The 12561-nt window shown below is 36.3% G+C and carries 11 protein-coding genes; all 11 read right to left on the bottom strand.

Annotation, left to right across the window (positions count from 1 at the left end):
• Window positions 1-174: 174 nt before the first annotated feature.
• Entirely contained in the window at window positions 175-1836 is a 1662-nt protein-coding gene (locus tag ACTJJ9_RS08120) for a ribonuclease J (protein ID WP_095297698.1), read from the bottom strand.
• Between the two features lie 210 nt (window positions 1837-2046).
• Window positions 2047-2922, bottom strand: a complete 876-nt coding sequence (gene dapA, locus ACTJJ9_RS08125) for a 4-hydroxy-tetrahydrodipicolinate synthase (protein ID WP_095297700.1) — start codon at window positions 2920-2922, stop codon at window positions 2047-2049.
• 46 nt (window positions 2923-2968) lie between these two features.
• The gene (dapG, locus tag ACTJJ9_RS08130; protein ID WP_095297702.1) at window positions 2969-4195 is read right to left on the bottom strand and encodes an aspartate kinase; all 1227 of its coding nucleotides are present in this window, start codon (window positions 4193-4195) and stop codon (window positions 2969-2971) included.
• Window positions 4196-4264: 69 nt separating this feature from the next.
• The gene (asd, locus tag ACTJJ9_RS08135) at window positions 4265-5308 is read right to left on the bottom strand and encodes an aspartate-semialdehyde dehydrogenase (RefSeq protein ID WP_095297704.1); all 1044 of its coding nucleotides are present in this window, start codon (window positions 5306-5308) and stop codon (window positions 4265-4267) included.
• 122 nt (window positions 5309-5430) lie between these two features.
• Complete coding sequence (locus ACTJJ9_RS08140) at window positions 5431-6033, bottom strand: dipicolinate synthase subunit B (protein WP_145580952.1); 603 nt, start codon at window positions 6031-6033, stop codon at window positions 5431-5433.
• Window positions 6030-6932, bottom strand: a complete 903-nt coding sequence (gene dpaA, locus ACTJJ9_RS08145) for a dipicolinic acid synthetase subunit A (protein ID WP_095298137.1) — start codon at window positions 6930-6932, stop codon at window positions 6030-6032. The genes ACTJJ9_RS08140 and dpaA overlap by 4 nt, the downstream gene beginning before the upstream one ends.
• 185 nt (window positions 6933-7117) lie before the next feature.
• Window positions 7118-7372: a YlmC/YmxH family sporulation protein gene (locus ACTJJ9_RS08150; RefSeq protein WP_095298138.1), complete on the bottom strand. Its 255-nt coding sequence runs from the start codon at window positions 7370-7372 to the stop codon at window positions 7118-7120.
• A 94-nt stretch (window positions 7373-7466) separates the two neighbouring features.
• Complete coding sequence (locus ACTJJ9_RS08155) at window positions 7467-8705, bottom strand: M16 family metallopeptidase (RefSeq protein WP_095298140.1); 1239 nt, start codon at window positions 8703-8705, stop codon at window positions 7467-7469.
• Between the two features lie 15 nt (window positions 8706-8720).
• Window positions 8721-9716: a polysaccharide deacetylase family protein gene (locus tag ACTJJ9_RS08160; protein WP_095298142.1), complete on the bottom strand. Its 996-nt coding sequence runs from the start codon at window positions 9714-9716 to the stop codon at window positions 8721-8723.
• Between the two features lie 160 nt (window positions 9717-9876).
• The gene (gene pnp / locus ACTJJ9_RS08165) at window positions 9877-11994 is read right to left on the bottom strand and encodes a polyribonucleotide nucleotidyltransferase (protein ID WP_145580951.1); all 2118 of its coding nucleotides are present in this window, start codon (window positions 11992-11994) and stop codon (window positions 9877-9879) included.
• Window positions 11995-12232: 238 nt separating this feature from the next.
• On the bottom strand, window positions 12233-12502 hold the full coding sequence (gene rpsO, locus ACTJJ9_RS08170) for a 30S ribosomal protein S15 (protein ID WP_095298147.1): 270 nt from the start codon (window positions 12500-12502) through the stop codon (window positions 12233-12235).
• Window positions 12503-12561 lie beyond the last annotated feature (59 nt).

Consider the following 12561-nt stretch of genomic DNA (forward strand, 5'->3'; position numbering starts at 1 on the left):
CTTCCCAATGTTGGTGTTTATCAAAAAATATTCTTCTCAATATATTGGTCTCCATAAAATGAAAATACCACAGCTTAAATGACTGTGGTAGACCCAAATTTTTATACTTTCTTATCTTTAGAAAAAGGCATTGATAATTCAATGCCTTTTGAAAATAGCTCGTCCTACGATAATTTAAATTTCCATAATAATTGGAAGAATCATCGGCCTACGCTTCGTTTTTTCATAGAGAAATTGATTAAGCGACTCACGTATACTTAATTTTAACGCTGACCATTCGATTGAATATTCTTGCATGCTTCGTTTTACGATATCTGAAACAATATCAGTTGCTTTACCGATTAATGCCTCTGATTCACGAACGTAAACAAATCCCCTTGTAATGATTTCAGGGCCTGAAATGATTTGTTTTTTCTGTTTATCTAATGTCACGACAACAATTAAAATTCCATCTTGTGATAATAAACGTCTGTCGCGAAGAACAATATTTCCAACATCGCCAATCCCTAATCCATCAATTAAGATGTTTCCAGATGGCACCTTTCCACTCGTTGACACTTGATTTTCTTTAAACTCTATAACGTCACCTTTTTCAACAATAAATATGTTTTCTTCATTTACCCCAACCTCGATTGCAAGCTTTGCATGGGCTTTTTGCATTTTATATTCGCCATGAATCGGGATAAAATAGTTAGGCTTCGTTATATTTAGCATCATCTTTAGCTCTTCCTGATGGCCATGTCCTGAAACATGAATTTGTTTTTCACCAAAGATAACATTCGCACCTGCCCGGTAGAGTAAATCAATTGTTTTTGAAAAAACGAGCTCATGGCCAGGGATTGGAGTAGATGCAATAAGAACCGTATCTCCTTCTTTAACATTTACTTGTTTGTGTGATTGCTTTGCCATTCTTGATAAGACAGATAATGTATCGCCTTGATTGCTTGTCGTTAAGATTGTAATTTCATTCGCTGGATATTTATCAATGTCGTTTACGGGGATAATCAGTTCATCATCGATTTCAATATATCCTAAGTTAATCGCTAAGTTGAGATTATTACTCATATTTTTCCCAACAATCGCCAGCTTTCGATTGCTTTTAGCAGTCGCATTTATTACTTGCTGGATACGAACAAGGTTAAACGCAAAAACTGAAACGATAATTCTGCTTTTAGCGTTGTACATGACATCTTGAATTTCATTGCCAACAATCGCTTCAGAGCCTGAATAACCCGGTCTTTCAGCATTGATGCTATCTGATAGTAAGCAGAGGACTCCCTCTTCACCAATTTTGGCAATTTTGGCAATATCCATATAATCTGAACCAATTGGAGTTTGGTCAAATTTAAAATCACCTGTATGGACAATTGCCCCCATAGTCGTTGCAAAGCTTAAACCGATTGTATCTGGGATACTATGGTTTGTTCTAAAAAATGTGATAACGGTATCTTCAAAGGTTAAAACAGAATGTGCATCAATTTCTTTTACTAAAACTGATTGCTTCATACGATTTTCCTTTAACTTCTCCGCAACTAATGCTAACGTAAGCTTTGTCCCATAAATCGGCACTTGAATATTATTGAGCAAATAAAAAATCGCTCCAATACTCTCATCATGACCATGTGTTAAAAAGATTCCTTTAATACGTTCCTTATTTTCTTTTAAATAAGTAATATCGGGTATCACCATATCAATTCCTAACATTTCTCCCTCTGGATACATGAGTCCGGCATCCACAACAAAAATACTAGAATTAATTTCGATGACAAACATATTTTTTCCGACTTCACCAACGCCACCTAAGGCGATAATTTTTATATTTTCTGTCTTTTCCATGATTTAATTTATCCTCCCCACTGAAGTACCCGTTCAACGTCACTTAGAAACATTATAACTGATGAAAGAAATGGAATACAAGGAAATTTTGGCTACATCATAGAAGCATATATTCATGAGGATAGTATTTAAACAATGTGGAAAGGTATCATTTCATTTCCTTTCTTAAATAAAAAGGCTTGATACGAAATCGTATCAAGCCCTTCATCATTACAAATGATTATCAATTATTTTCGTTAATTGATTTCGTTCCTCATTTGTTAACGGTATTAGCGGTAATCGGACAGAACCTACGTCTAAACCTCTAATTTGCAATGCTGTTTTTACTGGAACAGGATTCGGTGCAGTAAAAAGCTGTTTTATGACAGGGAGTAGCTTTTGATGTTGCTTTGCAGCAGAAAGATAATCCCCTTCAACGAATGATGAAATCATTGCCTGCATTTCTTTCCCAATAATATGGGATGCGACCGAAACAACCCCTACACCACCAATTGATAAGATCGGTAATGTTAAGGCATCATCTCCTGAATACAAGACAAATTCATCTTTTGTTTTTGAAATAATTTCTGCCATTGCATCTAAATTTCCGCTCGCTTCTTTTATCGCGACAATATTAGGCAGCTCAGAAAGTCTTACAATCGTATCAACCTCTAAGTTAACAACACTTCTTCCCGGTATGTTATATAACATAATAGGCAGCTTTGTTGACTCGGCAATCGCTTTAAAGTGTTGGTACAAACCTTCTTGATTAGGTTTATTATAATAAGGAACGACGAGCATTATGGCGTCAGCGCCGCTCTCTTCTGCTTTCTTAGTCAGTTTTATCGAAGCAGCTGTATTGTTACTGCCCGTTCCTGCAATAACAGGGACTCTACCTGCTACTTCTTTCACTGTATGTTTGATTAATGCGATTTTTTCCTCATAACTTAGTGTTGGGGATTCTCCTGTTGTACCTGCTACAACTAAAGCATCTGTTCCATGATTGATTAAGTAATCTATTAGTGTAGAGGTTTTTTGAAAATCGATATTACCGTTTATATCAAACGGTGTTACCATTGCTGTTAAAAGTTTTCCAAAATGACCCATTCCCACTCTCACTCCTTTTGCAGCCAACTTCAATAACTACTATCCTTTATTGATTTATTTCGGATAAACCAAAAGCTTCGTGTAGTGCATTAACCGACTTAATCATATCTTCTTCTTTTACTAAAACCCAAATTGTTGTATGACTATCTGCTGACTGAAGAATTTGAATTCCCTTTTCAGATAATGCCGTAACAATTTTTGCCGTAACACCTGGAACACCCATAATTCCTGCTCCAACAGTAGATACTTTAGCACAATTTCTCGTAACAACAGGCTCATACCCAAGATCATTTAAGATCGATATTGCCCGATCTGTAACATTCTCTGTCACTGTATACACAACGCCCATTGGTGTAATATTGAAAAAATCAACACTTATACCATCGTTGGCCATCGCTTTAAAAACTTCTGATTGGACATCATATTGACCTTCTTTTGCCGTGACCTTGATTTGTGTCACATTTGAAACATGAGCAATTCCTGTAATTAATCGTTCATGCACATCACTACCTCTTTTAGAAGTATGTTTTGCCTGAACTAATGTACCTGATGATTGTGAGTATGTTGATCGCACTCGAATTGGCACTTCAGATTGCATTGCAATCTCAACTGCTCTTGGATGAATGACCTTTGCACCTTGATATGCAAGATTTACGATTTCAGTGTACGTCACATTTGAAAGAGGGCGAGCCGTTTCCACGATATTTGGATCAGCTGTCATGACTCCTTCAACATCAGTAAAAATATCTACATATTCAGCCTCAAGTGCTGCACCTAATGCTGCGGCTGACGTATCGCTTCCACCTCTACCGATTGTTGTAATGTCCCCATTTGTTTTTGACGCACCTTGGAAGCCAGCAACAACAACTACATCATGTGTTTTTAATGTTTCCAATAATCTGTCGCATTTCATTTCAAGAATTTTTGCATTCGTATGATCATCATTTGTAATAAATCCAGCTTGTGCTCCATTAAATGCAGTTGCATTGATTCCTGCCTCATTTAACATGCTTGAGAAAACGATTGAAGAAATCACTTCTCCACAGGAGAGTAACATATCCTGTTCTCTGTTCGAAATCATTTCCGTTCCACCATATACTAAATCTAGCAATGTATCTGTAGCATATGGAGCCCCCTTTCGGCCCATTGCAGAAACGACAACAACCACTTTATAGCCTTGTTCTATCGCATCTTTCACATGATTTAGAGCAAGTTTTCTTCCATTATCATCTTTAACAGATGTTCCACCAAATTTTTGAACTAAAATCCTCATTGTAGCACCTCAAACTATAGACGTGAGAGAAGAGAGCTCGGAAAATGCCTGCTCTCTTCTTAATTAAGATTAAACTAATTGTAGTTTTACAAGACTTTCCGCAATTTGTACTGAGTTCCAAGCGGCACCCTTTAATAGGTTATCAGAAACTATCCACATATGGAAGCCAGTGTTGCAATCTAAATCTTTACGAATTCTTCCAACAAATACATCATTCTTTCCAACACTTAAAGCAGGCATTGGATATAGTTGATTTGCCGGATCGTCTTGTAACGTAATACCATCAGAATTCTTAAGCAGCTCCTTGATTTGGTCAGCTGTTACGTCTTCTTTTTCTATTTCTACATAAACTGATTCGGAATGACCAGTTTCAACAGGCAAACGAACACATGTAGCTGCTACCTGTAACTCTGGCATACTCATTATTTTCTTCGTTTCATTAATCATTTTCATTTCTTCAAACGTAAATCCGTTATCTTGGAATTTATCTATTTGAGGAATAGCGTTAAACGCAATTTGATAATGTTTTTCGTCACCTTTGACAGGAAGGATTTCTGGTGTAAATTCTTCACCGTTTAAAATAGCCTGTGATTGTTCTCTTAATTCATTAATAGCTGCTGCTCCTGCACCAGAAACAGCTTGGTATGTCGAAACGATGACTTTATTTAATCCAAACTGTTGTCTTAGCGGTTCAAGTGCAACGACCATTTGAATTGTCGAGCAATTTGGGTTAGCAATAATCCCATTATGTGTTTTTAATGCTTCCTCATTTACTTCTGGTACAACTAAAGGTACATTTTCATCCATGCGATATGCGCTTGTATTGTCAATAACAATTGCTCCACGTTTTACAGCCTCTGGAGCGAACTGCTTTGAAACATTACCACCGGCACTAAATAATGCTATTTGAACACCTTCAAAACTTTCAGGCGTTGCTGCCTCAACTATATATTCTTCGTTTCTGAACGTAATTTTAGTACCTGCGGAACGTTCAGAAGAAAGCAAAGTTAGTTTTGATATAGGAAAATTACGTCTTTCTAATGTAAGAAGCATTTGTTGACCTACTGCTCCTGTTGCTCCAACTACTGCTACATGATAACCTTTTGCTTTCATTAATACTAGCCCCTTCCAGCTATTTCTAATAAAAAATAGCGCTAAATCTTTTACGTACTATTTTATCACATTAATTGTCGAAAGATCCTATAAATTTATTATTATTTTATTGAATTTTTAAATTATTTTTCGAGATCACGGAACTTTTCTACTACTACAGGTTGAAATTGTCTTCCTTCTAGGGCAGCAAGAACAGTATCTAATAATGATTCCATTCTCGCAACCATTGAATTTGGCTTTTTATCTGGTGCATCCTGACCAAATGGAATAAAGTAAATATCTTTAGTAGCCATTAAACGCATAAGATTGACTCCATTTAAACCTAAAGCATCATTAGTAGAAATAGCTACGACAACTGGACGATGAGTTCTTAACGTTGCTTTAGCAGCCATAAGTACCGGAGAGTCAGTTAATGCATTTGCTAATTTACTCATTGAATTTCCAGTTAGCGGAGCAATGACCATACAATCTAATGGAAGCTTAGGTCCAAGTGGTTCTGCAGCAACGATAGAATCAATTACTTGATTACCAGTGAGCTTCTCTATTTTTTCTACCCATTCCCCTGCTGTACCAAAACGAGTACTCGTATTCTTTACAGTAAATGTGACAACAGGTATAACATCTGCTCCCTCATCTAATAACACCTTAATTTGCGGATAAATCTCCTCGTAAGTACAATGTGAGCCAGTAATCCCAAAGCCAATTCTTTTACCAGCTAATTTCATGAAGAAGACCCCTTTCCTTCTATTAATAATTCACTTAAAAGCTGAGTAAGAACATTAGCAATGATTTGCCCAGCCGTTTTAGGCGCAACAATTCCTGGTAGACTTGGTGCAAGCAACGCTTTTATTCCTCGCTTTTCAGCAAATCGAAAATCCGTTCCCCCTGGTTTTGAAGCTAAATCAACGATTAACGTATGTGCAGGCATATTTGATAGAACCTTTTCAGTAATGATCATGTGGGGAATAGTATTGATGCAAACATCGATATCCTTTACTTCATCTTGAATATTTTCTAATGAAAATGGAGTTAACCCCATCTCAGTAATCCTTGCTAAATGTGCCAAATCTCTAGCACCTACTTTTACCTTTGCACCTAAAGCGGATAACGCTCTTGCAACACTCATTCCAACTCTACCTAAACCTAAAACGGCAATTGTTGAACCATGAATCGTTATATCAGTATGTTGGATGACCATCATAATCGTACCCTCAACTGTAGGGATCGAATTATAAATGGCTACGTCATCTCTTTCAAAAAGCTGAACTAATTTACGGTTTGATGATTGAACCATATTATCTAAATAAGAATTTGAAATTCCAGAATACACGACACAATGTGAAGGTGTATTTTTTAGTAAGTCTTCGGTTAATTTAATCTCTTCATTTGAAAAAACTGTATAAATCATCCCATTAAGGTCAGTACCAGGGATAGGTAAAATAATCGCATCTAATTCTTGGAATTGAACTTCATCTATCTTTACTTTATTTGCTCCTGTAAAGCCATGGTCTAGTTGATCAAACCCAATAAGGTAAAGTTTTGCATCAAGTTCAGTTAATTTACGGATAACTTCAAGCTGTCTTGCATCTCCTCCGAAAACAGCTACGTTTAAACCTGTTAACATGTTGAACGTTCACCTTCTTTTTTCGCATGTTATCTGTTTTCATTTCAACGTTTTGTTGGATAACTTACTTCAACATACTATGTAGAAAATAAGATTTGGGTGATTAATTAGAGGAAAAATGAACGAAGAAATAAAGGTTGGCAAAATAAAAAAGCTGGCATAGTGCCAGCCGCTAAAATCATATATCATTCTATTTTTTCCATCGTTTCATCAGGAATCTCTAAAATGATCATATCCGTGCCAATTTTTTTTATATGCTGCCAAGGGACTCTAATTTCTTGACCTTGTTTCCTAAGGCCAAACCATTTCAAAGATGGAATAATTAATGAAGTAATCTGCCCTTGTTCGTTTATTTCTAAATCTGTTTGGCCTAATACACCAAGTCTTTCGGCTCTTTTTACATCGACGATTTCTTTGCCACTTAGTTCACTTAATCTCATGTCCATTCCCCCTTAGTATATTGTATCGTTTGATGATAAAAAAAAATGCCTACAAATTTTTATTGTAGACATTTTTCTAAAGCCTTATGTTTTTTCAGCTAAGCTTATCTGGTAAAACTCCATCAGGGCTTATTAATGATACAGCATATTGATCTGTAAACACTTGATTTGCAAGTGAATTTACACTATCCTCTGTCACCTCGTTCACCAATTCAATAATGGAATCTAGTGAGCGGTGGCGACCTAGCATCAATTCATTTTTACCATTTCTGCTCATTCTACTATTCGTGCTTTCAAGACTAAGCATTAAACTGCCTTTCATCTGTTCCTTACTATTGGCTAATTCCTTGGCAGTTATTCCGTCATTTTTTAATGTGGATAGTGTTTCCTGAATCGTTTCAAATAACAAATTTAATTGTTTTTTGCCTGTACCGCCATAAATCGTTAAAATGCCATTATCTTGATAAGATGAATGATAGGAAAATACTGAATAGGCTAGTCCTTTTTGTTCCCTTACATCCTGAAACAAGCGAGAGCTCATACTTCCACCTAAAATATTATTAAGGACAATTAAGCTATAGATGTCATCATGCCCAGCTTCTAAACCGTTAAATCCAATACAGAGATGCGCTTGTTCAGTTTCTTTTTTCCGAGCAATTTTTTCAACCATAAAGCTTGGCTTTTCAAATTCTCGTTTCTTTGCTCCAGTTTCATAAGAACCGAAGTGTTTTTCTACTTGTTTAATAAATTCTTCTGAAACATTACCTGCGATCGAAATTACGACATTATCAGGAGTATAATAATTATTCATATACTCCCTTAACGTATCGCCATTAAATGTTGCAAGTGTTTCCTCTGTTCCAAGAATTGGGTAGCCTAATGGATGATCTCCATATGTTGCACGACTTAACAAATCATGGACTATATCATCAGGTGTGTCCTCATACATTTTGATTTCTTCATATACAACATTTTTTTCCTTCTTTAATTCTTCCTCATCAAAGGTCGAATTGAAAAACATATCTGCAAGTACGTCTAAGGCAAATCCTGCATGATCATCTAATACTTTTGCATAATAACAAGTGTACTCCTTTGAAGTAAAAGCATTCACCTGCCCACCAATGCTATCAAACGATTCTGCGATTTCTCTTGCCGATCTTGTTTTTGTTCCTTTAAAAAACATATGCTCTAAAAAATGTGACACACCATTATTCTGTTTATTTTCATTTCTCGAACCTGTTCCAATCCATACACCAATAGCTACGGAACGAACAGTAGGGATGTTTTCTAATACAATTCTTACTCCATTTTGACACGTATACTTTTTGATCAAGCGTGTTCCTCCTTCTTAGTTGCCAGAATCTTTTTTTGTTTTCATCATCTGTCCATCGAAGAGTCTTTCCTCATCCATTAGCATACTTATCGATCCAAAGGAATACCCTTTTTTCTTAATTGATAAAATTAACGTTTCAAGGCTTTGTGCTGTTGGTGAAGTTGGATGCATTAAGATTATCGCACCATTATGAACTTTATCCATTACCCGTTGGACTAATACATGTGGTGCAGGCTTTTGCCAATCGATCGTATCAACACTCCACATAACCGTTTTCATATGATATTCAGCAGCTATTTTTACGACTTCATCACGAAAACTGCCACTTGGTGGTGCAAACCATGTTGGACTTACATCAGTAATTGATTTAATGACTTCATTTGTTTTTTGTATTTGCTCTCTGATTTTCCCCGCAGACAACTTGCTCATATCAGGATGAGTATAAGAATGATTACCAATTTCATGACCAGCATCAACGATCATTTTTGCTATTTCTGGATTTTCTTTCACCCAGCGACCTTCTAAGAAAAATGTTGCTTTAACATGATATTTATTTAATGTATCAAGCATTTCTGGAATATATTCATTCCCCCATGCAACATTTATTAAAAAGGAAACCATTGGTTTATCGGGATGTCCTCGATATATAGGCTCTGCAGGCAAATCTTCAAGATGTTTTTTTGGTTTCACTTGACGGTAAATAAGAAGTTTTTCATCAAAAACACCTTTCTTTTTCATCCGCTCATATGATTCCTCGATATCAATTTCGATCCCATTATAGCCTGGAGTCGCTTTCCAAACTTTATGTATTTCCGCATCTTGTGCAGGTATCTTATATTCATCTGATTTTTCAACAATTTCTTGATACAAGCTGTCCTGCTGCTTTGAAACAGTTTGACTAATATGTTGAATATCAATATTTAAAGCAGGTAGATAGGGGTTTCCGATAAACCCTAAGCTAACCGTTAAGATGGCAATAAATCCAACGATTTGTAATAGTTTCCTTTGCATTATGTATCCCCCTTTTCATTTAAAAATATGTAAAAAGGGGACAAGGTAGAACTAGAAAACAATTGCCTTCCTCATGATATGTAAAGAACATTCCATCTCACTTTCCTAACTGGAAAATAAGATAAAATGGAAAAGAAGCCCGGTTTCCCCGGCCTCCATATTACCCTTCTTGCTTTTCCTTTTCTTTTTGCTCTTTTAATACAGCTTTTCTAGAAAGGTTTACTCTTCCTTGCTTATCGATTTCTGTTACTTTAACGAGAATTTCATCACCAATGGAAACGACATCTTCAACTTTTCCAACACGTTCCTCTGCTAGCTCTGAAATATGGACTAAGCCATCTTTCCCATTAAATATCTCAACAAAAGCACCGAACTTTTCAATTCGTTTTACCTTACCAAGATACATTTGTCCAACAACGACTTCACGGACAATATCCTCAATAATTTTCTTCGCCTTTTGGTTCATTTCTTCATTTACAGATGAAATAAATACAGTACCATCTTGCTCAATATCAATTTTTACGCCAGTTTCTTCAATAATTTTATTGATTTGCTTTCCACTTGGTCCAATAACATCTCTGATTTTGTCAGGGTTGATTGTCATTGTTAAAATCTTTGGAGCATATCGAGAAAGCTGTTGCTTAGGGGCGGAAATTGTATCAAGCATTGTTTTTAATATTTCCATTCTTCCCTTTTTCGCTTGCTGTAAGGCTTCTTCTAGGATTTCACGAGATAATCCAGCAATCTTAATGTCCATTTGCAATGCAGTTACACCATTTTCTGTTCCCGCTACTTTGAAGTCCATATCACCAAGATGGTCTTCCATTCCTTGTATGTCTGTTAAAACTGTGTAATTCTCGCCAGACTTTACAAGTCCCATTGCAATCCCAGCAACAGGTGCTTTAATAGGTACACCTGCATCCATCATCGCCAATGTGCTTGCACAAATACTTGCTTGTGAAGTTGAACCATTTGATTCTAATACTTCAGACACTAAACGGATTGTATATGGGAAATCCTTTTCTGAAGGAATAACAGGCTCTAATGCTCTTTCACCTAAGGCACCATGACCAATTTCACGACGTCCTGGACCTCTCATTGGCCCTGTTTCCCCAACACTAAATTGTGGGAAATTATAGTGGTGCATAAACCGTTTTGATTCTTCTATACCAAGTCCGTCAAGGATTTGAACATCGCCAAGTGCTCCGAGTGTACAAATACTAAGTGCTTGGGTTTGTCCTCTTGTAAATAATCCTGAACCATGTGTTCTAGATAATAGATTAACCTCAGACGATAGCGGTCTGATTTCATCCACTTTTCGGCCGTCTGGTCGAATCTTTTCTTCCGTAATTAAGCGACGAACTTCAGCCTTAACGATTTTGCTTAAGATTTGATTTACTTGCTTCAATGTTTCATCGTCAGCTTCTATTTCTTCATAATGAGCTAATACCGCATTTTTTACTTCAGTAATCGCTTCTTCTCTTGCATGTTTCTCTTGAACTTGAATAGCCTTTAATAAGTCTTTTTCAGCTCGTTCACGGATTTCCTTTTCTAGGTCAGCATCTAGTTGGAACAGTTCAACCTCTATTTTCTCTTTTCCAACAGCTGCAGTAACCTCTTCTTGGAATGCAATTAGTCGTTTAATTTCTTCATGACCGAACATGATTGCTTCAAGCATAATTTCTTCTGGTACTTCATTTGCACCAGCCTCAACCATGTTAATAGCATCCTTAGTACCTGCAACAACTAAATGAATATCACTTTTCTCAGTTTGTTCTACAGTTGGATTAATGATGAATTCATTATTAATCCGTCCAACCGTAACACCTGCAATTGGACCTTCGAATGGAATGTCAGATACACATAATGCTAATGATGAACCAAACATTGCAGCCATTTCAGATGAACAGTCTTGATCGACACTCATTACAATGCTTATGACTTGTACTTCATTTCGAAAACCATCTGCAAATAATGGTCTTATTGGTCTATCTATTAAGCGACTTGCCAAAATTGCTTTTTCACTAGGTCGACCTTCTCTTTTAATAAATCCACCAGGAATTTTCCCAACAGCATATAAACGTTCCTCATAATTAACAGTTAAAGGGAAAAAGTCAAGTGGCTTAGGATCCTTTGACGCTGTCGCTGTACTTAATACCGCTGTATCACCATATCGTACGAGAACAGCACCATTTGCTTGTTTAGCTAATTGGCCAATTTCTACCGTTAGGTTTCTACCAGCCCACTCTATGGAAAAGGTTTGCTTATCTTGTCCCATTTATGTAAAACTCCTCTCTTATATTCAGGCGTATATGTATTAGTATAAACAAAATAATTTCATCGTATCACGATTGTTTTAGCATAATCGCATGCATACCTACTTTAATTACTTAAAGGTAGTTTATTTAAAATTGGATGATGATATTAGTTGTTATGGTGTGTATTATATCAGACTTACCTTTTCAGTCATATTTATATACACTAAAAAAGCGGGAAAAATCCCGCTTTTTAAGGTATTATCGACGTAAACCAAGCTTGTTGATTAATTCACGATAACGAGTTACATCTTTATTACGTAAGTAAGTTAGTAAGTTACGACGCTTACCTACCATTTTTAATAGACCGCGACGTGAGTGGTGGTCTTTTTTGTGAACGCGTAAGTGTTCGTTTAAGTTATTGATGTCCTCAGTAAGGATAGCAATTTGAACCTCTGGTGAACCAGTATCAGATTCATGTGTTTTGTAAGTTGCGATAAGTTCGTTTTTACGTTCTTGTGTGATAGCCATCCTTTTCACCTCCTTAATTTTCAAAAACCCCAATTACCGAGCAATCGGTGGTGAATCGA

This window comes from Metabacillus sp. 22489 (assembly GCF_052044855.1).
GTDB lineage: Bacteria > Bacillota > Bacilli > Bacillales > Bacillaceae > Metabacillus > Metabacillus niabensis.

Bases quoted from the DNA above. Each gene is read 5' to 3' on its own strand.
- ACTJJ9_RS08120 (WP_095297698.1), bottom strand. From the start codon at position 1,836: ATGGAAAAGACAGAAAATATAAAAATTATCGCCTTAGGTGGCGTTGGT.
- dapA (WP_095297700.1), bottom strand. From the start codon at position 2,922: ATGGGTCATTTTGGAAAACTTTTAACAGCAATGGTAACACCGTTTGAT.
- dapG (WP_095297702.1), bottom strand. From the start codon at position 4,195: ATGAGGATTTTAGTTCAAAAATTTGGTGGAACATCTGTTAAAGATGAT.
- asd (WP_095297704.1), bottom strand. From the start codon at position 5,308: ATGAAAGCAAAAGGTTATCATGTAGCAGTAGTTGGAGCAACAGGAGCA.
- ACTJJ9_RS08140 (WP_145580952.1), bottom strand. From the start codon at position 6,033: ATGAAATTAGCTGGTAAAAGAATTGGCTTTGGGATTACTGGCTCACAT.
- dpaA (WP_095298137.1), bottom strand. From the start codon at position 6,932: ATGTTAACAGGTTTAAACGTAGCTGTTTTCGGAGGAGATGCAAGACAG.
- ACTJJ9_RS08150 (WP_095298138.1), bottom strand. From the start codon at position 7,372: ATGAGATTAAGTGAACTAAGTGGCAAAGAAATCGTCGATGTAAAAAGA.
- ACTJJ9_RS08160 (WP_095298142.1), bottom strand. From the start codon at position 9,716: ATGCAAAGGAAACTATTACAAATCGTTGGATTTATTGCCATCTTAACG.
- pnp (WP_145580951.1), bottom strand. From the start codon at position 11,994: ATGGGACAAGATAAGCAAACCTTTTCCATAGAGTGGGCTGGTAGAAAC.
- rpsO (WP_095298147.1), bottom strand. From the start codon at position 12,502: ATGGCTATCACACAAGAACGTAAAAACGAACTTATCGCAACTTACAAA.